Annotated in this window: 15 protein-coding genes; 9 read left to right on the forward strand and 6 right to left on the reverse strand. The window is 72.1% G+C overall.

The genetic code is table 11. The features are described 5' to 3' along the window. Positions 1 to 33: 33 nt before the first annotated feature. Complete coding sequence (locus tag ACFWU3_RS29075; protein WP_384443617.1) at positions 34 to 1,479, reverse strand: LCP family protein; 1,446 nt, start codon at positions 1,477 to 1,479, stop codon at positions 34 to 36. Between the two features lie 432 nt (positions 1,480 to 1,911). After that, the gene (locus ACFWU3_RS29080) at positions 1,912 to 2,664 is read right to left on the reverse strand and encodes a TIGR03089 family protein (protein ID WP_384443619.1); all 753 of its coding nucleotides are present in this window, start codon (positions 2,662 to 2,664) and stop codon (positions 1,912 to 1,914) included. A 130-nt stretch (positions 2,665 to 2,794) separates the two neighbouring features. Here ACFWU3_RS29080 and ACFWU3_RS29085 point away from each other — a divergent pair, with 130 nt between their 5' ends. The 3 genes from ACFWU3_RS29085 to ACFWU3_RS29095 all read left to right on the forward strand — a co-directional run bounded on the left by ACFWU3_RS29085 (position 2,795) and on the right by ACFWU3_RS29095 (position 6,425). After that, positions 2,795 to 4,135, forward strand: coding sequence for a peptidoglycan recognition protein (locus ACFWU3_RS29085; RefSeq protein WP_384443621.1), 1,341 nt, complete (start codon positions 2,795 to 2,797; stop codon positions 4,133 to 4,135). An 85-nt stretch (positions 4,136 to 4,220) separates the two neighbouring features. Continuing rightward, the gene (locus ACFWU3_RS29090; RefSeq protein WP_384443623.1) at positions 4,221 to 5,303 is read left to right on the forward strand and encodes a sugar phosphate nucleotidyltransferase; all 1,083 of its coding nucleotides are present in this window, start codon (positions 4,221 to 4,223) and stop codon (positions 5,301 to 5,303) included. A 99-nt stretch (positions 5,304 to 5,402) separates the two neighbouring features. Next, the gene (locus ACFWU3_RS29095) at positions 5,403 to 6,425 is read left to right on the forward strand and encodes a DNA-3-methyladenine glycosylase family protein (RefSeq protein ID WP_384443625.1); all 1,023 of its coding nucleotides are present in this window, start codon (positions 5,403 to 5,405) and stop codon (positions 6,423 to 6,425) included. A 224-nt stretch (positions 6,426 to 6,649) separates the two neighbouring features. Here ACFWU3_RS29095 and ACFWU3_RS29100 read toward each other — a convergent pair whose 3' ends face one another. Genes ACFWU3_RS29100 through ACFWU3_RS29110 form a run of 3 tightly spaced genes read right to left on the reverse strand, consistent with a single transcriptional unit; the run spans position 6,650 to position 9,414 of the window. Further along, positions 6,650 to 7,948 (reverse strand): coenzyme F420-0:L-glutamate ligase, encoded by a 1,299-nt coding sequence (locus tag ACFWU3_RS29100; RefSeq protein WP_384443627.1) that lies wholly within the window; start codon positions 7,946 to 7,948, stop codon positions 6,650 to 6,652. Further along, entirely contained in the window at positions 7,945 to 8,901 is a 957-nt protein-coding gene (cofD, locus tag ACFWU3_RS29105; RefSeq protein WP_384443629.1) for a 2-phospho-L-lactate transferase, read from the reverse strand. The genes ACFWU3_RS29100 and cofD overlap by 4 nt, the downstream gene beginning before the upstream one ends. 12 nt (positions 8,902 to 8,913) lie before the next feature. Next, entirely contained in the window at positions 8,914 to 9,414 is a 501-nt protein-coding gene (locus tag ACFWU3_RS29110; protein WP_356706208.1) for a cysteine dioxygenase family protein, read from the reverse strand. Positions 9,415 to 10,076: 662 nt separating this feature from the next. Between ACFWU3_RS29110 and ACFWU3_RS29115 the strand changes: the two genes are divergently transcribed. The 3 genes from ACFWU3_RS29115 to ACFWU3_RS29125 all read left to right on the forward strand — a co-directional run bounded on the left by ACFWU3_RS29115 (position 10,077) and on the right by ACFWU3_RS29125 (position 15,923). Further along, positions 10,077 to 10,340 carry a WhiB family transcriptional regulator gene (locus tag ACFWU3_RS29115; protein ID WP_023541320.1) on the forward strand — a complete coding sequence of 88 codons (264 nt, stop codon included), beginning with the start codon at positions 10,077 to 10,079 and terminating at the stop codon, positions 10,338 to 10,340. Positions 10,341 to 10,581: 241 nt separating this feature from the next. After that, on the forward strand, positions 10,582 to 14,409 hold the full coding sequence (locus tag ACFWU3_RS29120) for a glycosyltransferase (protein ID WP_384443631.1): 3,828 nt from the start codon (positions 10,582 to 10,584) through the stop codon (positions 14,407 to 14,409). Next, positions 14,406 to 15,923, forward strand: coding sequence for a DUF5719 family protein (locus ACFWU3_RS29125; RefSeq protein ID WP_384443633.1), 1,518 nt, complete (start codon positions 14,406 to 14,408; stop codon positions 15,921 to 15,923). The genes ACFWU3_RS29120 and ACFWU3_RS29125 overlap by 4 nt, the downstream gene beginning before the upstream one ends. Before the next feature lie 104 nt (positions 15,924 to 16,027). Here the strand turns inward: ACFWU3_RS29125 and ACFWU3_RS29130 are convergent, their stop codons facing one another. After that, positions 16,028 to 16,450, reverse strand: a complete 423-nt coding sequence (locus tag ACFWU3_RS29130; RefSeq protein ID WP_352210434.1) for a DUF3499 domain-containing protein — start codon at positions 16,448 to 16,450, stop codon at positions 16,028 to 16,030. A 274-nt stretch (positions 16,451 to 16,724) separates the two neighbouring features. Here ACFWU3_RS29130 and ACFWU3_RS29135 point away from each other — a divergent pair, with 274 nt between their 5' ends. The 3 genes from ACFWU3_RS29135 to ACFWU3_RS29145 all read left to right on the forward strand — a co-directional run bounded on the left by ACFWU3_RS29135 (position 16,725) and on the right by ACFWU3_RS29145 (position 20,405). Beyond that, the gene (locus ACFWU3_RS29135; RefSeq protein WP_313945987.1) at positions 16,725 to 17,153 is read left to right on the forward strand and encodes a metallopeptidase family protein; all 429 of its coding nucleotides are present in this window, start codon (positions 16,725 to 16,727) and stop codon (positions 17,151 to 17,153) included. A gap of 220 nt (positions 17,154 to 17,373) precedes the next feature. After that, on the forward strand, positions 17,374 to 18,990 hold the full coding sequence (locus tag ACFWU3_RS29140) for an L-lactate permease (RefSeq protein ID WP_384443636.1): 1,617 nt from the start codon (positions 17,374 to 17,376) through the stop codon (positions 18,988 to 18,990). Between the two features lie 50 nt (positions 18,991 to 19,040). Continuing rightward, complete coding sequence (locus ACFWU3_RS29145) at positions 19,041 to 20,405, forward strand: phosphomannomutase/phosphoglucomutase (RefSeq protein WP_384443638.1); 1,365 nt, start codon at positions 19,041 to 19,043, stop codon at positions 20,403 to 20,405. Positions 20,406 to 20,430 lie beyond the last annotated feature (25 nt).

Consider the following 20,430-nt stretch of genomic DNA (forward strand, 5'->3'; position numbering starts at 1 on the left):
GCATGGACTCCCCGCCCTGCCTTGGTCATCGCTTTACTCACAGGCGGCCGCGGCCGCGTTCCGGCCGGCGAACGTCGGCGACGGCGACGGGTCCGTGGAGCTGTTCGGATCCGGCTTCTCGCCAGGCTGCTTCTCACCGATTCCGCCGGGAACCACGGTGATCGGACTGTCCTGCCGCAGCCGCTTGAAGAGCTCGGCGGCGTCCGGCTGCCGCAACTCGTCACGGTTCGGATCGGCGGAGTACGCCTGCCGGGGGACCGTGAGGAACTGCACTTTCTCGGTGGGGATGCTGCGCACCGAGCGCGTCAGGTCGTACAGGTCCCGCAGCGAGTCCAGGCCCGGGTCCGTGGTCAGCGACTTCGTCGCCGCGTCCAGCACCGGGTAGAGCCGTGCCGGATTCAGCAGCACGCCGTTGCTCTGGACCTTCTTGACCAGTGCGCCGAGGAACTGCTGCTGGCGGTCCATGCGTTCCGTGTCACTGCCGTTGCCGATGCTCTTACGGGCGCGGACGTAGCCCAGGGCCTGCTCGCCGTTGAGGGTCTGCTTGCCGGCGGGCAGCTTCAGATGGGCGTCGGCGTCGTCGATCGGTTCCTTGAGGCAGACCTCGACACCGTCGACGGCGTCGACCATCTCCTTGAAGCCGCTGAAGTCCACCACCATGTGGTGGTCGACGCGGATGCCGGTCATGCGCTCCACGGTACGGATGGTGCAGGCGGCGCCGCCGAACTCGAACGCCCAGTTGAACTGCGCGAACTGCTCACTCGTGCGGGTCCCGTCGGGCTTGCGGCAGCTGGGAATGGACACCATCAGGTCGCGCGGGACGGACATCGCGGTCGCGCTCTGCCGGTCCGCCGCGATGTGCAGCAGGATCGCGGTGTCGGAGCGCTGGGTGCCGCCGTCCTGGCCGTACTTGCTGTTGCCCTTGCCGGAGCGGGTGTCGGAGCCGAGGAGCAGGATGTTCTGCGCGTTGAGCGCGACGGGCGTGGGCCGTTCCTTCTCGTAGGTCTCCAGCTCGGCCGCGGCGGAGGTGTCGGTCGTGATGTTGCCGTCGAGCTTCTGGTAGAACCACCAGCCGACCCCGGAGGCGGCCACCACGAAGACGGCGGTGCCGAGGGCGACCCAGCGCAGCCAGTGGCGCTTGCGGGCCGGCGCGTCGGGCCCGGCCTCGGGTGCGGCGGGATCCGCTTCGGCGGTGGCTTCGGTGACGGCGACCTTGGGCTCTACGGCGGCGTCGGTCTCCGTGTGGGCAGTTCGGGCGTTTTGAGTGGGTTCGGCGGTGGTGTCGGCGGACTCGTGGGCGGCGGCTTCGGTTTCGTCGTCGCCGGTTTCGGCTTCGGCGGACCCGTCGGGGGAGTGTTGACCGGCGGAGTGCTCGTCGGCGGTGGCGTTCGCCCGATCGTCCGCCGGGCCGTCGCCCGCGTCTTCCGTTGAGCCGTCCGCCGGGCCGTCCGTGCGCCCGTCGCCGGCGTTGCCGGACACTCCGGCGTCATCCGCCGATTCGTCCCTATCATCCCCGTCTGCGCCGCTCTCGCCCGTGGCGTCCTCATGTGTCCCGCCCGCCCGAAGCGTCTCGTCCGATGGCGAGTTCTCGCCATCCCCGGACGCGGGCGGAGGGGTGCTGGCCCGGCCCGTACGAGGCGCGGGGGTGTCCGCCGCGGGCGGGTCCGATGCCCGCTCGTCCCCGGCGTGGCCGTCCGGTTCGGCCGGCGTGCCAGCACTGTCCGTCACGTCTGCGTCCATCCTTCATGGCGTCGGCGGCGCGCTGGGTCGCCGATCGCAGGACTAGACGGCTGAACCTCACGCTTGGTTGTGCGTTGAAGCACACGTATCGCCGATCATCCACCGGAGTTGAGGCCGGAGCCCGAGGGCTCGGCCCGTGTGTGCGCCACACGAGTGGCCCTCGGAGGCTTGTCATACTGCGGTGTTGGTGACCCGCTCGCTCTCGATGCGCTTGTCAAGGTTGTCTTGGGACAGTTCCCCGAGATTGCGGCACAACACCACGGAGGCGCCTGCTGCGAGCGGTGCGAACAGCCCGGCGGACAGGCCCTCCCAGGATGTGTAGTCGCGTCCCGTCAGCAGCCGGGACCCGCTCACCAGGCCCAGTTCGGCCGCATCCGTGCGCGCCTTCTCGACCAGCTGGACGCCGGTCAGCTCCACTCCGCCGACGGCGAGCGCGGGCGCGGCCGGGTCCACCGGCGCGAACGGCGCGAAGCGGTCGCCCTGGGCGGGCACCTCCACCGCGTAGTCGACGAACCCCTCGGGCGGCTGGGGGAAACGCCCGCCCAGCGGCCGCAGGGCGAGGGCCACCCGCTCTCCGGAGCAGGCGCGCGCCTCCTCCAGTGTGTCCGGACCGCTGACGACGACGTCCGCGTCCGCCGGGTCGCCACCCACCTCCACGGTCACGCCGACCGACGAACAGGCGAGCAGCCACACCGTGCTCTGCCAGTGCGCGGGCAGCAGCAGCGCGAGCCGGTCGCCCGGTCCGGCGGCAAGATCGCCCTGGAGCAGATTGGCTGTCTTGGCCACCCAATTGGCGAAGGTCGCGACGGACAATTCGACGCGTTCACCGGTGGCGTCGTCGTAGAAAGTGACCAAGGGGCGCGCCGGGTCCGCGGCGAGCGCGGATCGCAGCAGGTCGGCGGGGGTACGGTCGCTGGGGTTCACGCGGCCCAGCGTACGTGGCGGGGTACCCCGGCAGGCCGCCGTCCCGGTGACGGGTTCCTCCGGTCGGACCGACGCGCCGGCTCTTTTCTCCGGGAAGCGAACTCGGCTGCCCCGGCACACCATCAACTGCATGCGTGGATTCCTGGCTTCTTCGATCGGTGTCGCGGCCTCCGCCGCGCTCGTCCTTCCGCTCTCCCTGTCCTCAGGCGCCATAGCCGCGCCACCACGAGTCATAGCGGCGCCGGACGTACCCGGCTCCACTCAGTCACTGCCGCTGACGGCCGTCGGACCGACGTCGTCCGACCGTTCGCGCGGACCTGCCGCCGAGCGGCGGCTCCCCGAGCAGGACGTCAGACCCTTCTCCCTCATCGGCGTCGTCTGGGACGACGTGCACGCCGAACTGCACGGCTCGGTCCAGGTGCGCACGCGCGCGGTCGGCACCGGCGCGTGGTCGGCCTGGCAGGACGTCGAGACCCACAACGACGAACACGGCGCCGACCCCGGCACGGCCGAGGGTGAGTCCGGCAAGGTGCGCGGCGCCACGGCCCCCCTGTGGGTGGGTGCTTCGGACGGCGTGGAGGTACGCGTCCGACCCGAGACCTCGGAGCCGGTCCCGCTGCCCGAGGGCATGCGCGTCGAACTCGTCGACCCCGGTGAGGACCCCGACGCGTCGGAGCGGGTCGCCCCGGGCGGCGGCACGGCGGCCGGCACCGTGCTTCCCGCGCTCAGCGCGAAGGAGACAGTGGCTCAGGTGCGGGCCCAGGCGCAGGCCGAGGTGAACGCGGGCACCGCCGACGCGACCGACGCGACCGACGCGACCGACGCCACCGAGGTGGAGGCCGCCGGAGCCGCCGCCAAGCCCTACATCGGCCCCCGGCCGCGCATCATCACCCGCAAGGGGTGGGGCGCCAGCGAGTCGCTGCGCGAGAAGACCTTCGTCTACACGAAGACCGTCAAGGCGGCCTTCGTCCACCACAGCGCCACCGGCAACAGCTATACGTGCAAGCAGGCGCCCTCAGTCCTCCGCAGTATCTACCGCTACCACGTGGTGAGCAGCGGCTGGCGCGACTTCGGCTACAACTTCGCCGTCGACAAGTGCGGAAACATCTACGAAGGCCGCGCGGGAGGCGTGACCAGAGCGGTGCTCGGCGCGCACACGCTGGGATTCAACACGAACAGCATGGGCGTGGCCGTACTCGGCACGTACAGTCGCTCCACCCCGCCGGCGGCCGCCGTGACCGCGATCGCCCGGCTGACCGCGTGGAAGATCGGGCTGTTCAAGGGCAACCCGAAGGGGAAGGTAACGCTGACGTCCGGAGGCAGCGGCAAGTACAAGAAGGGCAAGAAGGTCAGCTTCAACGTCATCTCCGGACACCGCGACGGGTTCCTCACCGAATGTCCGGGAGCCCGCCTCTACAGCAAGCTCGGCACCGCCCGGAGCGCCTCGGCCAAGCTGCAGGGACGTGGCTGACGGGGAACGTGCCGCCCACTGCATACACTGGCCGGTCTCGAACGACTGATCACGCCCGGCCCGGACAGGAAGCAGAGACGACACGGTGACAGAAGCGATCCTCCTGGTCGGCGGCAAGGGCACCCGGCTGCGTCCCCTCACCGTCAACACGCCGAAACCGATGGTGCCGGCGGCGGGTGTCCCCTTCCTCACCCACCAACTGGCGCGGGCGCGGGCGGCAGGTGTCGATCACATCGTGCTGGCGACGTCCTACCTCGCCGAGGTCTTCGAGCCGTACTTCGGTGACGGGTCCTCGCTCGGTCTCCATCTGGAGTACGTCACCGAGGAGGAGCCCCTCGGCACCGGCGGCGCGATTCGCAATGTCGCAAGCCGGCTGCGGTCGGGGCCGGACGAACCGGTCCTCATCTTCAACGGAGACATCCTCACCGGCCTGGACATCGGCGCACTCGTCTCGACGCACCGCTCCTCGGGCGCCGATGTCTCGCTCCATCTGACCCGTGTGGAGGACCCGCGGGCGTTCGGCCTGGTGCCGACGGATCCGAGCGGCCGGGTGACCGCGTTCCTGGAGAAGCCGCAGACGCCGGAGGAGATCGTCACCGACCAGATCAACGCGGGGGCCTATGTCTTCCGGCGTTCGGTCATCGACACGATCCCGTCGGGGCGGCCGGTCTCGGTCGAGCGGGAGACGTTCCCGGACCTGCTGAGCGCCGGTGCGCATCTCCAGGGCATGGTCGACTCCACCTACTGGCTGGACCTCGGTACGCCCCAGGCCTTCGTCCGCGGCTCCGCGGACCTGGTCATGGGCCGCGCGCCGTCGCCGGCGGTGCCCGGTCGCTGCGGTGACCGTCTGGTGCTGGAGTCGGCGACGGTGGCGGCGGACGCCAAGCTCACCGGCGGCACCGTGGTCTGCGAGGGAGCGAGCGTCCACCCGGGCGCCCGGGTGGACGGCAGTGTGGTCCTGGCGGGCGCCGTGGTGGAGGAGGGCGCTGTGATCTCCGCCTCCCTGATCGGCGAGCGCGCCCGGGTCGGTGCGCGCACCGTCCTGTCGGACACCGTCGTGGGCGACGGTGCGACGGTGGGCGCGGACAACGAACTCCGTGACGGTGCGCGGGTGTGGTGCGACGCGGTGCTGCCCGCCGGAGCGGTGCGGTTCTCCTCGGACCAGTGACGAGCGCCCGCCCTCCGGGGCGGGTGATCCCGGCCAGGCGCCGGACCGGGTGGGTGAAGGGCCCGCCGAGGGAAGCGCGGGCCCGTACGCTCATACACCGTGGCAGGACGATTCACTCCGACGCCCCGGACGACCCCGGCGACCCCGACGACCCGCACCACGGTGCGCGGCGGTCACACGGCTGTGCCCACCGGCGCCGTCCCGGCCCAGGTCTCCGCCTCCCGGACCCGTCGCTGGACGCCGCCCTGGCCCCTCGACCTCGGGCTCGTCCTCGGTCCGCTGCGGCGCGGCCCCGGCGACCCGGCGTTCCGTGTCACACCGGACGGCTCGGTGTGGCGCGCCTGCCGGACACCCGCCGGCCCCGGCACACTGCGCGTGGCCCTGCGGGACGGCGCCGCGGAAGCCGAGGCGTGGGGCCCGGGCGCGGAGTGGCTGCTGGAGGGCCTGCCCGACCTGCTCGGCGCGCAGGACGACCCGGACGTATTCGTCCCCCGCCACCGGCTCGTGGCCCACACCCACCGCCGCCGCCCGGGCCTGCGGCTCACCCGCACCGGACTGGTCCTGGAGTCGCTGATCCCCTCGATCCTGGAGCAGAAGGTCACCGTCGAGGAGGCCTACCGCGCCTGGCGGCTGCTCGTGCGGAAGTACGGCGAGCCCGCGCCGGGGCCCGCGATGCGCCTGTACGTGACACCGGAGGCCCGCACCTGGGCGCTCATCCCGTCGTGGGAGTGGCACCGCGCGGGCGTCGACAACAAGCGTGCCTCCACCATCCTGCGCGCGGTCCGGGTGGCCCGCCGGCTGGAGGAGGCAGCGGCGATGGAGCCCGAACAGGCGCGTGCCCGGCTGGAGTTGATCCCGGGTGTCGGGCCCTGGACGTCCGCCGAGACCGTGCAGCGCAGCAACGGCGCACCGGACGCGGTCACCACCGGCGATCTGCATCTGCCGCGCATCGTCGGCTACGCACTCGCGGGCGACCGCGACGCCGACGACGCCGCGATGCTTGAACTCCTCGCCCCCTACGCGGGCCAGCGCCACCGGGCCGCCCGTTTCATCCTGCTGAGCGGCCGTACGCCCCCGCGCCGCATGCCGAAGATGCCGCGCACCGACATCGGCAAGCTCTGACCGGTGGCCCCGGGAGCATCCGTCCCCCGGGGAGCGCCTGCTGGTGCCGCACCCGGCGGGCTTTGCCCTGTCGCGGCCGCCCTGTGCTTCCCCGTAGCCCTTCGGCACGGGAGGTACCCCCACGCCGCGTCGGCCACACGTCCTGGTGGCTCCGCTGGAAGGACCTCCGGCCGCATGCGACGGCACGCACCGGACGACGCTCCTCAACGGGCCGACCGCCCTAGCTAGCGCACCTCGATGAAGGCGGCCGCCTCACGCGCGGGCCGGTCCTTCGGCGGTGCCGCCGCGTGGCCCACCGCCACGGCGCCCATCGGGTCCCAGTCCGCCGGCAGGTCCAGGACCTTGCGGACGACGTCACGGCAGAACATCGTCGACGACACCCAGGCCGAGCCGAGGCGTTCACCGGCCAGCGCCACCAGGAAGTTCTGCACGCCCGCGCCCGTCGCGACCACGAACATCTCCCGCTCCGCGGCGTCCCGCCGCGCGTCGCCGTAGTGGTGCGAGCCGTCCATGACCAGGCACGGCACCACGAGGTACGGCGCCCGGCGCAGCACATCGCCCCGGCGCACCCGCTTCGCGATCGACTCCTCCGACTTGCCGTCCCGCCGCAGGTCCTCGATCCACGCGTCCTTCATCGCGTCGAGCAACGCGGTGCGCGCGACGGTCGATTCGAGCAGGACGAAGCGCCACGGTGTCGTGTGGTGCGGCGCCGGCGCGGTGACGGCTGCGGCCACGGCGCGGCGCACCGCGCCCGGGTCGACCGGCTCGTCGGTGAACTCGCGCACCGTGCGCCGCTGGGCGACCGCTTCCCGTACCGCCTCCGACGTACCGAGCCGGAACATGTCGTCGGCGGGGGAGCGCACCAGCGCGCGGGCGACGTCGCCCTCACCGTCTCCGTCGCCGACCAGATGGGCGAGTCCGCGCACGACGGCGACCGGCAGCCCTTCCGCCTTACCCTTCACCAGGTCGCCGGCGGAGGCGAGTTCGTCCGCGGTGGCGACGACGGTCGCGCTCAGCGGATTGCCGTGGGCATCGGTGCCGCCGCGCAGATCGTCGAGCACGCGGACACCCGCTGCGCCGATGGCGACATCGGTGAGGCCGTTGCGCCACGGGCGTCCGAAGGTGTCGGTGACGACGACGCCGACGTCCACGCCGAGCGACTCACGCAGTCCGTCGCGGAGCGCCCGCGCCGAGGCGTCGGGGTCCTCGGGCAGCAGCAGCACCGTCCCGGCAGGGGTGTTGGAGGCGTCCACCCCGGCGGCGGCCATGACCAGGCCCTGCCGGTTCTCGACGATGCGCAGCGGACCGCGCCGGGCCACGACCCGTACGGTCTCCGCGTCGATGGCGGCCTCGCGGTCGGCAGCGGCGAGGATCCGTCCCTCGGCCTTGCTCACGATCTTGGAGGTGACCAGCAGGATGTCGCCGTCCGCGAGATCCGGCGCGGCGGCGGCGACCAGGGCGGCGAGGTCGTCGCCCGGGCCGACCTCCGGCAGTCCGGGCACGGCCCGGACCTCGAACCTCACGCCCGGACCTCCTCGGCCAGGGCCAGCGCCTGACGCGCCATCTCGGCGGTCGCGTCGGTGTCCGTCATCAGCAGCGGCACGGCACGGCAGCGGATGCCCGCCGCCTCGATCTCGCCGACCGTGCCCGCGTCGACGGTGTCGACGAGCCAGCCGTCCAGCAGACCGGAGCCGTAGTGCGAGGCCACGGCGGCGGCCGTCGCCTCCACCCCCACGGCCGCGAGCACCTTGTCGGCCATCCCGCGCACGGGAGCGTTCCCGACGATGGGGGACAGGCCCACCACGGGCACACCCGCGTCGGCGATGGCCTCGCGGATGCCGGGCACGGCGAGGATCGTGCCCACGCTGACGACCGGGTTCGACGGCGGGAAGAGAATGACGTCGGCGGAGGCGATGGCCTCCAGCACGCCCGGTGCGGGCTTGGCCTGGTCGGCGCCGACGGGCACGACGGCCTCAGCGGGCACGGAGGCCCGCAGCTTCACCCAGTACTCCTGGAAGTGGATGACCTTCTTCTCGCCGTCGATCTCGACGGCGACATGGGTCTCGACGCGGTCGTCCGTCATCGGCAGCAGCCGCACGCCGGGGTTCCAGCGCGCGCAGAGCGCTTCGGTGACGGCGCTGAGCGGATAGCCCGCCGCGATCATCTGGGTGCGGACGATGTGGGTCGCGAAGTCGCGGTCGCCGAGGCCGAACCACTCGGGTCCCACCCCGTACGCCGCCAGTTCGCTCTTGACCTGGAACGTCTCGTCCGTACGCCCCCAGCCCTGCTCTTCGTTGATGCCACCGCCGAGGGTGTACATCACGGTGTCGAGGTCGGGGCAGACCTTCAGCCCGAACAGATGGATGTCGTCGCCGGTGTTCCCGATCACCGTGACGTCCGCTTCGGGCGCGGCCTGCAGGAGACCACGGAGGAAACGGGCGCCGCCGATGCCGCCGGCCAGAACCACAATGCGCATGGCCCCAGTCAATCAGGCGCGTACGACGTCCTGGGCCGCCGGGGAGGACTGGCTCGGGTGCATCGGCATTTCGGTCAGACCCGGGTAGTAGACGTGCAGCGAGACGGCCGGCTCGAGCGAGTCGTTGATCACTTCGTGCGCATAGCCGGGCGCGAACACCCGCTGTGCGCCCGCACCGAGCGAACGGGAGGTGCGCTCGGTGCGCTCGGTCAGTTCGCCCTCCAGCACGGTCAGCACACCGGACGAGGGGCCGTGGTCGTGCATCCCGCTGCCCTGGCCGGGCACCCACGACAACAGCCACACCTCGTAGCCCGGACCGGTGCGCAGCAGGTGGTACCAGCGGCTGGCGGCGTCGTACTCGACGAGGTGGGCCCACTGCGCGCGGTCGGCGGCGACGGAGCGGGCGAGCCCGACGAAGTCGGCGACGGTGGCCGGGTGCTCACGGGCAGGCTGGAGAAGGTGCTGTACGGCGAGGATGTCGCCGGCGATCTGAAGGTCGCTGTCGCTGTTCATGGTGTGCGGTTTCCTCGGCAGAGAACGAGCAGTGCTGGGGGAGTCGCGAGACACGGGTGACGCGGCATGCGGAACGAACGGCATGCGGGGAGTCGCTGGAGCGCCAGGGCATCAACAGCTGGAACAGCAACAGCGCGCCTGGACAGCGCTGCGGAACCCACGGAGCGGGGTCGCGTAGTGCGCTGAGGTCGCTGGCATGTCACCAAAGGTGCCGGGTCGGCGTCTTTGATGTCAACTCAATGACCGATTTGGCGGCAATCTTTCACCTCATCCGGTTACTGCGCACGGAGAAAGGTTTGTGCAGCCAGGGCCTGGGAGACATGGCGCAGCAACCGCGCTCGCAAACGCCGCTGCCGTCCTGTGACCGGACTGTGATCCGGATCGCTTCACCGGCTCGATCGCAACAAGATCGAACCCTGCGGCGTCTTCCCCGATAAGAGGGGAAGGCGGTGGTTGGAGCAGGCCGCTGGCATGTGTCAGATTTTTGGTGATTTGAACACTTTCCGCATAGCCTTGGTTCCGCAGAGTGAATACGGGGCCCAATAGCAGATCTCGGCTTGACTGGCCCGGATCCACGCACTTGTAATTTCACTCGTGTCGTTCGGCCGACATCGATCAAACGGCAACATCACGGGGACGCAAAAGACAGACGAGGGGCGCACATGACCGAGCTGTTCGAACAACTGCTGGTCGAGGACGCGGACGAGGAACTCGGCTGGCAGGAGCGCGCGTTGTGCGCCCAGACCGATCCCGAGTCCTTCTTCCCCGAGAAAGGCGGCTCCACGCGGGAGGCCAAAAAGGTCTGCCTCGCCTGTGAAGTCCGCTCCGAATGCCTTGAGTACGCCCTTGCCAACGACGAGCGATTCGGAATCTGGGGCGGCCTGTCCGAGCGCGAGCGGCGCCGGCTGAAGAAGGCCGCCGTCTGAACACCGAGCGAATATCCCGGGTCCGACCAGCCCTCACCCGACGCAACCTGCCTCACGGTCCGCCGCCTGCACCCGCATCGCAGCCGGCGGACCGTTCGTGTGTCCGGCGCACCCCCGGTGTCCGGGGCCGTGCGGGCACTTCGCACCCCAGCGCATTTTCCTACCGTTAGTGTGGGGCCCCGTCCGAGACGCTCCAACGCCCCATCGGGGGCGACCCCCCGGCCGGAGGGCCCGTACCTCAATGTCCGCCACCACAGCCGCGTTCGCCTCAGCACATCCGCCGGAGTTCCCGCGGCACGTCGTCACCGCCGTGCTCGTCTCCCACGACGGCGCGCGCTGGCTCCCCGACGCCCTCGCCGGACTCCTCGGCCAGGAGCGCCCCGTGCAGAACGTCGTCGCCGCCGACACCGGCAGCGCCGACGACTCCGCGCGGCTGCTCACCGAGGCACTCGGCGCCGACCGCGTCCTGCATCTGGCACGCCGCACCGGCTTCGGCACGGCCGTCGACGAGGCCACCCGCACCGCGGGCATCCTCACCCCCGATGACCTGCCCTATCTGAAGCGGCCCAGCGGCTGGGACCCGGTCACCAGGAGCTGGCGCGACGAGACGTACGACATGCCGGAACTGCCGTACGGCGAACCGGTGCAGTGGCTGTGGCTCCTCCACGACGACGCGGCGCCCGAGCCGGACGCCCTCGCCGAACTGCTGCGCGTCGTCGACTCCGACGAGTACGCGGCCGTCGTCGGGCCCAAGCTCCGCGGCTGGTACGACCGCAAGCAGCTCCTGGAGACCGGCGTCTCCATCGCCAACAGCGGACGTCGGTGGACCGGACTCGACCGGCGCGAGCAGGACCAGGGCCAGCACGACCAGGTCCGCTCCGTACTCTCCGTCTCCTCCGCCGGCATGCTCGTCCGCCGCGACGTCTTCGAGGAACTCGGCGGCTTCGACCGCCGGCTGCCCCTCATGCGCGACGACGTCGACCTGTGCTGGCGCGCGCACTCCGCAGGCCATCGCGTCCTCATCGCCCCCGACGCCGTGCTGCGGCACGCGGAGGCCGCCGCACGCGAACGCCGCACCGTCGACTGCGCGGGCCGCTCCGTCGCGAGCCCCCACCGCGTCGACAAGGCCGGGGCCGTCTACACGCTGCTCACCAACGCCCGTGGTGTGACGCTTCCCTATGTCCTGCTGCGCATCGTCCTCGGCACGCTGCTGCGCACCCTCGCCTATCTCGTCGGCAAGGTGCCCGGCCAGGCCGTCGACGAGGTCATGGGCCTCTTCGGCACCCTGCTGCGACCCGAGCGCATCATCGCCGGCCGTCGCAGAAGGGCGCAGGGCCGAGCCGTCGAAGCCGCCGAACTGCGCTCCCTGTTCCCGCCGACCGGCGCCACCGTCCGTGCCACGGTCGAGCAGGTCGCCGGACACTTCGGCGCCGGCAAGGACTCCGACGCGGGCGGCTCCCGGCACGGCGCCGTCGAGTCCGGCCCCGGTGGTGACGACGCCGACTACCTCGAGATCGAGCAGTTCGCCCGGCTGAAGAAGATCGCGGGCAAGCCCGCGCCGGTGCTGTTCGCCCTCCTCCTGATCGTCTCCGTCGTCGCCTGCCGCGGACTCTTCGGCGGCGGATCGCTCGCCGGCGGCGCCCTGCTGCCCGCCCCGGCCGACGTCTCCGACCTCTGGTCGCGCTACGCGGACGGCTGGCACCCCCTCGGGACCGGCGGCACCCAGACCGCACCGCCCTATCTGGGCATCCTCGCGGGCCTGTCCACGCTCTTCCTCGGCTCCACCGGATTCGCGCTCACCGTGCTGCTCGTCTGCTCGGTGCCGCTCGCCGGTCTCACCGCGTACTTCGCCTCACGGCCCATCGTCGAGTCCAGGCTGCTGCGGGCCTGGGCGGCCGTCGCGTACGCCTTCCTGCCCGCGGCCACCGGCGCCCTCGCCACCGGACGGCTCGGCACCGCGGTCCTCGCGATCCTCCTGCCGCTCATGGTCCGCGCGGCCGTCGCGGCACACGGTCTGCGCGCGGGCGCCGGCTCCGGCGCGCGCGGCAGCTGGCGCGCGACCTGGGCGTACGCCCTGCTGCTCACCGTCACCACGGCGTTCACGCCCGTGGTCTGGCTGATCGCGCTGGTCCTCGGGATCGGCGTCCTCGTCCTGCGCCGTAACGACATCACCGCCTACGCGCTGCGCCTCCTCGCCGCCGTGGGCACTCCGCTGCTCGTCCTGGCGCCCTGGTCGCTCACGCTGCTGACCAGTCCCTCGGCCTTCCTCCGCGAAGCCGGACTCGACATCGGCAGCGGCAGCGCGTCGGCGCTCGACCTGCTCGGCACCAGCCCCGGCGGTCCGAAGGCGGGCGGCGGGCTCCTGCTGATCGGCATCGTCCTCGCCGCCCTGGCCGCGCTGCTGCGCGAGGAGCGGCAGTTCGCGGTCCGCACGGCCTGGGCCGCCGCGCTCGTCGGGCTCCTCTTCGCGGCCGTCGCCAACGGCTCCGGCTGGGCCGGACCCGCCACCCTCGTCTACGGCATCGCCCTGCTGTCGGCGGCCGTCCTCGGCGCCGAAGGCGGCCGGACCCGCGTCGCCGCCCAGAACTTCGGCTGGCGGCAGCCCGTCGCCGTGCTCATCGCGCTGGCGGCGGGCATCGGCCCGGTCGTCGCGGCCGCGGGCTGGATGATCGGCGGCGCCGCCGATCCGCTCACCCGGCGTGACCCGGTCCAGGTGCCCGCGTTCGTCGCCGAGGAGAGCGACACCCGGGACCAGCCGCGCACCCTCGTCCTCGGCGGCACATCGCCCGCGCAGGTGCCGTACACCCTCGTACGGGGCTCCGGCGGCCGGCTGGGTGACGCCGAGCTGGCCGAGGCGGGTGGCAGCGACGCCCGCCTCGACAAGATCGTCGCCAATCTGGTCGCCGGCTCCGGGGCCGACCAGACCAGCCAGCTCAGCGGCTTCGCGATCCGCTACGTCCTCGTCCGGGACGGAGCGCCGCGGCAGACCAGCCGTGTCCTGGACGCCACCCCCGGACTCAGCCGCCTCAGCCAGCTCGACGGCAGCGCGCTGTGGCGGGTGGACCGTCAGGTCGCCCGCGCCACGATCGTCACCGGCAAGGGCGACCCGCTGCCCGTCGCCTCGGATACCGTCGAGGCGCACACCAAGATCCCCTCGGGTGGCGAAGGGCGCGTGCTGCGCATCGCCGACCGCGCCGACGACGGCTGGCAGGCCACGCTGGACGGCCGCGCCCTGACGAAGACGACCGTCGACGGCTGGGCGCAGGGCTTCGAGCTGCCCACCGAGGGCGGCCGGCTCGACCTGACGTACGAGGACTCCGCCGCCCACACCGGCTGGATCTGGGCGCAGGCCTTCCTCGCCCTGGTGCTCGTCGTTCTCGCCCTGCCCGGCCGGCGGGCGCAGATCGATGACGACCTGCCGGACGAGGCCGTCGCCGTACCGGCCCAGCCGGTGGACGGCGAGGGCCGCCGGGCCCGCCGGCTGCGCGCCCAGGCGGAGGCCGAGGCGGAAGCGGGGAACGAGGGGGAGGAGCCCCCGAACGCCCCGCCCGTCCCGGCCACGGCCCCCGGCACGACGGAGGACGACGGCCACTACGCCGACCCGTACGCCGAGCCCCCGGCGGACCGGAACGTCTTCGACCCGCAGCCGTACGCGGCCGTCCCCCAGCAGCAGTACGGCGAGTGGGACGGGCAGCAGACCTACCCGGAACCCGGCTACAGCCCCGCGTACGGCCAGGACCAGTACCCCTACGGCAGCGACGGCACCTACGGCAACGAGCAGTACCAGCAGCCGTACCAGGCCGACCCCTACCAGGCCGATCCGTACCGGAACGGCGGCTACGGCGAGGGCGGCCAGTACCAGGGCGGCCGGTACGCCGAGGGCCAGTACCAGGACGGCCAGTACACGGAGGGCCAGTACGGCGACGGGCAGCAGTACCCGGAGGGTCAGTACCCGCAGGGTCAGTACCCGGACGGGCAGTACGACCCCTACCCGTACGACGGCGAGCAGGGCCGGCGTCCCGGACCGAACGGCAACCACGGCAACACGACGCGAGGCGAGTCAGAGTGAAGCGCACGACCATCTCCCTGCTCGCCACCGTCACCGCCCTCGCCGCGGTCACCGGATTCGCGTCCCTGAGTGCCCCCGGCGACACCGCGGAGAAGGAGACGACGGCCGCGGCCCGGCTCCCCGTGGAGCGCTCCAGCCTGCTCTGCCCCGCGCCGAGCAGCTCCGAGGTGGCCGAGACCGAGTACTCGTCCTTCACGCCGGCGGGGAAGGACGGCGGGGCGAAGAGCGGCGCGGCCGTGCTCAAGCCGTCCAGCGCGGTGCTCGCCGACCCGGACACCGCGCCCAAGAAGGCGCCCGCGAAGAAGCCCGGACCCGCCAAGCCGCTGCTCACCCTGAAGGAGCCCGGCAAGCCCGTCGGGGCGAAGGTGAGCGGCGGGGACGCGGCGGCGCTCGTCGGTACGGCCACCGGCCGTTTCGCACCCGGCTGGAGCGCCCAGCAGACGACCACGGTCACCGCGGGCGGCGCGCGCGGCCTGCTCGGTGTCGGCTGCACCCCGCCCGACACCGACTTCTGGTTCCCCGGTGCGTCCACCGCCGAGGAGCGCCAGGACTACGTCCACCTGACCAATCCGGACGACACCCCGGCCGTCGCCGACATCGAGCTGTACGGCAAGGACGGAGCGCTCAAGACCACGCTGACCGAGGGCATTCCCGTGCCCGCCGGATCGAGCGTCCCCGTCCTGCTGTCCACGCTGACGTCGCAGCCGTCCCCGGACGTCACGGTCCATGTCACGACCCGCACGGGCCGGGTGGGCGCCGTGGTGCGGGCCGCCGACGAAAAGGCCGGCAGCGACTGGCTGACCGCGTCGGCGGACCCCGCCGGCACCGCGGTGCTGCCCGGGATCCCCGCCGACGCCACCTCGGTTCGGCTGGTGGCCTTCGCCCCCGGCGAGGACGACGCGGATCTGAAGATCCAGCTCGCGGCCCCGGACGGCGCGATCGTGCCGGCGGGCCACGAGACCCTGCATGTGAAGTCCGGCATGACCGCGAGCGTCGATCTGGCCGACGTCACCAAGGGCGAGGCCGGATCGCTGATCCTCAGCCCGTCCCAGAGCGGCGGGGCGACCCCCGTCGTGGCGGCACTGCGGGTCGTCCGCGGCAAGGGCGACAAGCAGGAGGTCGCGTTCATCCCGGCCACCGCGGCCGTCGGAGAGCGGGCGACGGTCTCCGGCAACCCGGCCAAGGGCGCGACGCTCTCGCTGACCGCACCCGGTGCGGCCGGCGAGGTCAAGGTCACGGCGTCGGCGGGCACCGAGGGCGGCACCCCCGCCGTGAAGACCTACAAGGTCAAGGCGGGGACGACGACGGCGGTCGTGCCGCCGGTGCCGACGGGGCTGAAGGGCACGTACGCGCTGACGGTGGAGACGGTCTCGGGCGGTCCGGTGCACGCCTCGCGCATGCTGGCGCTGCCGCAGGACGGTGTCCCGATGTTCACGGTGCAGACGCTGCCGGACGACCGGGGGACGGTCGCGGTGCCGAAGGCCCGCCAGGATCTGTCGGTACTGGACGACTGACGGCGGCGCCTCGACGGCTCAGGGAAGCCGCGGGGGTCGACCGATGGCGGCGGCGCGGGACGCGGCGACCGACTGAGGTCGGCCGCGGTGCGGGGTGCAGGCTCTCAGGAGTCCGGTGAGCGCAGCACCCGCAGATGGCCCCGGCGGGCGACCTCCATGGGGTCGGCCGTCCGTCGGCCGTTCTGCGCCTCGGCCGCTCTGCCCTGAGGGCGCGCGGCTTCCCGTACGGCGTTGGCGAGCGCTTCGAGATCGTCGCCGCTGGGGCGGGACGGGGCGGAGCCATCGGTGAGCCGCACCACCTCCCAGCCGCGCGGGGCGGTCAGCCGCTCGCTGTGTTCCGCACACAGGTCGTAGCAGTGGGGCTCGGCGTAGGTGGCGAGCGGGCCGAGGACCGCGGTCGAATCGGCATAGACGTACGTCAGTGTCGCGACGGCGGGGCGGCCGCACGCGGTGCGCGAACAGCGACGTACAGGGCTCACGACGTTGGACGGTACCGCACTCTTGAGCGGGCTGCGACGACTCTCCACCAGGTCACTCCACCGTGTCGTGGTACGACGCCCGCATCGAGGGCGTCCCGGGCAACTGGCCTGACCTGCGCGGAAGGAGAAGCACCGGAACGGCGACCACCCGTGATGCGGTCATGACTTGGCGTAAATGAGGTCAATCACGACGACGCCGACGATCGCCGGGCAGCCCGCAATCGGGCCGAACGATCGTCGGAACGCTCACATTGCGACATCGTGCCTCCTCGGCGCGGGCGCGCGATCGCCGCCCGCCCCGGAGAGCTACCCTGCGTCAGTGATGGACAGTCCTGTACCGCCCCCTCCGATCGAGCCGCGGCCGCGCCGTCGCGACCGCCATGGTCGCGGGATGCGCGGACCCGTCGCACCACCCCAGGTGCCGCTCGCGGCGAGCCGGGCCGAATCCTTCCGTGACCTGGTGCAGGACTCGATGGAGCGACTGGAGCGGCGCTGGCCGCAGCTGGCCGAGGTCGACTTTCTGGTGCTGGACGTGCCGGGAGCACCGGACGAGGCGGTTCCGCTGGGTGCCTCGGCGCCCGCGGACAAGGGACGGCCCGCACGGATCGTGGTCTACCGCCGCCCGGTGGAGATCCGTACGAAGAACCGCGACGAGCGCGCGCTGCTGGTGCACGAGGTCGTCGTGGAGCAGGTCGCCGAGCTGCTCGGTCTGGCGCCCGAGTCCGTGGACCCGCGATACGGGCAGGACTGAGCCCGCCTTCTGCCGGAGGCCGGCCGCGGATCCACATGCCGCCCGCCCGCGGATCCGCACCTCTGCCGGCCGCGCATCCGCCGCCTGCTGAGCGTCGGATTCCTTGAAAGCCGAACGAATCCCTGTGCGGACCATTGACCTCCGCTTGTCGGGGACACGACCATTCCTGAGTCGGTGAGAGATCGCTTTCCGCATCACGGAATCCGGAGGTAGGTCTGTCGTGTTCGTGCAGGACCTGGAACCCGTCGGCAACTCGCTCGCCCTGTCCGCCCTCGTGGCCGCGCTCCCGCTGGTCACTGTCCTGGTGCTCCTCGGCGCCGTACGCATGAGAGCCCACCTCGCCGGACTGATCGGCCTCGCCGTCGCCGTGCTGGTCGCCTGGGCCGCCTTCACGATGCCGCTCGGCCAGACCCTCTCGGCCGGGGCGCAGGGCGTGCTCTTCGGGCTCTTCCCCATCATGTGGATCGTCGTCAACGCCCTGTGGGTGTACCGGATGACGGTCCGCACCCAGCACTTCGACATCCTGCGCCGCTCGTTCGGCCGGCTCTCCGACGATCCGCGCATCCAGGCCCTGGTGATCGCCTTCTGCTTCGGGGCGCTGCTCGAAGCGCTCGCCGGTTTCGGCGCCCCCGTCGCCATCTGCTCGGTGATGCTCGTCGCGCTCGGCTTCGACCCGGTGAAGGCGGCGGTCGTCTCCCTCGTCGCCAACACCGCGCCCGTCGCCTTCGGCGCCATGGGCACCCCCGTGGTGACACTCGCCCAGGTCACCGGCCTGCCACTGGACACGGTCGCCGCGGTGGTCGGCCGGCAGACACCGCTGCTCGCGCTCGTCGTACCGCTGGTGCTGGTCTACCTCGTCGACGGGCGGCGGGGGCTGCGGGAGACCTGGGTGCCCGCGCTCGCCTGTGGAGTCGCCTTCGCCGTGGCCCAGTTCGCGGCGGCCAACTACGTCTCCGCCCAACTCGCCGACATCGCCGCCGCCTTGGCGGGCGCGGCCGCCCTGATCGCCGTACCGGGCGCACGCAGGCCCGCCGAGGAGCCGGTGCGGGCGGCCGTACTGACCGGCGTACGCAGTGAGGAGCTCGACCGCGAGGACCCCCGGCGGGAGGTGGTGCGCGCCTACGCCCCGTACGCCCTCATCGTCGTGATCTTCTCGATCGCCCAGATCCCGCCCGTCAAACGGCTGCTCGCGCAGGCGACGCGGATCTTCGACTGGCCGCTGCTGAATGTCGCGGATCCGGACGGGAAGCCGGTCGGCGCCAACGAGTTCACCCTGCCGCTGATCGCCACCGGCGGGACGCTGGTGCTCCTTGCCGGTGCGCTGACCGCCGTCGTCCTCGGAGTACGGGCGGCCGACGCGGCGCGCGAGTGGCTGGCGACCGTGCGCGAGCTGCGGTTCGCGATCCTCACGGTGATCTCCGTCCTGGCTCTCGCGTACGTGATGAACCTGTCCGGGCAGGCGGCCACCATCGGGCAGTTCGTCGCCGCGGCGGGTGCCGGGCTCGCGTTCCTGTCGCCCGTGCTGGGCTGGTTCGGTGTCGCCGTCTCCGGTTCGGACACCTCCGCGAACGCTCTCTTCGGCGCACTCCAGGTGTCGGCGGCACGCGAGTCCGGACTGTCGCCGGAACTGCTCGCTGCGGCCAACAGCTCGGGCGGGGTGCTCGGCAAGATGATCTCTCCGCAGAATCTGACGATCGCCTGCGCGGCCGTGGGGCTCGCGGGCAAGGAGGGCGATCTCCTGCGCAAGGTGCTGCCGTGGAGCCTGGGACTGCTCCTGGTCATGTGCCTGATCGTGACCGCGCAGAGCACCGCGGTACTGGGCTGGATGCTGCCTTAGTTTGTGCGGGTAGTTTGATGCGACCGCAGAGACTTTCAGGAGGATGGCACGTGACCGCTGATCTGTCGCAGATCGTCAAGGCGTACGACGTCCGCGGGGTGGTGCCGGACCAGTGGGACGAGGCGCTGGCCGAGCTGTTCGGGGCAGCCTTCGTGCAGGTGACGGGCGCGGACGCGATCGTCGTCGGCCATGACATGCGCCCCACGTCACCCGGGCTGTCGGGCGCCTTCGCCCGCGGCGCGGCGGCCCGCGGCGCCGACGTCACCCTGATCGGGCTCTGCTCGACGGACCAGCTGTACTTCGCGTCCGGGCACTACGACCTGCCCGGCGCGATGTTCACCGCCTCGCACAATCCGGCGCAGTACAACGGCATCAAGATGTGCCGGGCCGGCGCGGCCCCGGTCGGCCAGGACACCGGACTCGCGGACATCCGCGCGCTGGCCGAGAAATGGTCCGCGGAGGGCGCCCCGGCCCCGGCGTCCTCGCCCGGCACGGTGACCGAGCGGGACACCCTGACCGACTACGCCGCCCATCTGCTGTCGCTCGTGGACCTCTCCGCGATGCGCCCGCTGAAGGTCGTCGTCGACGCGGGCAACGGGATGGGCGGCCACACCGTCCCCACCGTCTTCGCGTCCCTGCCCCTCACTCTCGTCCCGATGTACTTCGAACTGGACGGCACCTTCCCCAACCACGAGGCGAACCCGCTGGACCCGGCGAACATCGTCGACCTCCAGGAGCGCGTCCGGCTGGAAGGCGCCGACCTCGGCATCGCCTTCGACGGGGACGCCGACCGCTGCTTCGTCGTCGACGAGCGCGGCGAGGGCATCTCCCCGTCCGCGATCACGGCACTCGTCGCGGCCCGGGAACTGGCGAAGCACCCCGGCGGCACGGTGATCCACAACCTGATCACGTCCTGGTCGGTCCCCGAGGTCGTCCGCGAGAACGGCGGCAAGCCGGTCCGCACCCGCGTCGGCCACTCCTTCATCAAGCAGGAGATGGCGCGGACGGGAGCGATCTTCGGCGGTGAGCACTCGGCCCACTACTACTTCCGCGACTTCTGGAACGCGGACACCGGCATGCTCGCGGCCCTCCACGTCCTGGCCGCGCTCGGCTCCCAGGACGGCCCGCTGTCCGCGCTCGTCGCGCAGTACGACCGCTACCGCGGCTCCGGCGAGATCAACTCCACGGTCGCGGACCAGGCGGGCCGCACCGCGGCGGTGAAGGCGGAATTCGCGCAGCGGCCCGGCGTGACGACGGACGAACTGGACGGCCTGACGGTGTCGGCCGACGACTGGTGGTTCAACCTCCGCCCCTCGAACACGGAACCGCTGCTGCGCCTGAACGTGGAGGCACGGGACGAGGCGACGATGGCGAAGGTGCGAGACGAGGTCCTGGGGCTGGTGCGGGAGAGCTGAGGCGTAGGCCTGGGGCTCGAGGCAG

It is taken from the genome of Streptomyces sp. NPDC058685, assembly GCF_042714725.1.
Taxonomy (GTDB): Bacteria; Actinomycetota; Actinomycetes; order Streptomycetales; family Streptomycetaceae; genus Streptomyces.

What these genes read in the sequence shown, in the direction of transcription:
- ACFWU3_RS29085 (WP_384443621.1), top strand. Translation starts at nt 2,795, where the DNA reads ATGCGTGGATTCCTGGCTTCTTCGATCGGTGTCGCGGCCTCCGCCGCG.
- cofD (WP_384443629.1), bottom strand. Translation starts at nt 8,901, where the DNA reads ATGCGCATTGTGGTTCTGGCCGGCGGCATCGGCGGCGCCCGTTTCCTC.
- ACFWU3_RS29110 (WP_356706208.1), bottom strand. Translation starts at nt 9,414, where the DNA reads ATGAACAGCGACAGCGACCTTCAGATCGCCGGCGACATCCTCGCCGTA.
- ACFWU3_RS29115 (WP_023541320.1), top strand. Translation starts at nt 10,077, where the DNA reads ATGACCGAGCTGTTCGAACAACTGCTGGTCGAGGACGCGGACGAGGAA.
- ACFWU3_RS29120 (WP_384443631.1), top strand. Translation starts at nt 10,582, where the DNA reads ATGTCCGCCACCACAGCCGCGTTCGCCTCAGCACATCCGCCGGAGTTC.
- ACFWU3_RS29135 (WP_313945987.1), top strand. Translation starts at nt 16,725, where the DNA reads ATGGACAGTCCTGTACCGCCCCCTCCGATCGAGCCGCGGCCGCGCCGT.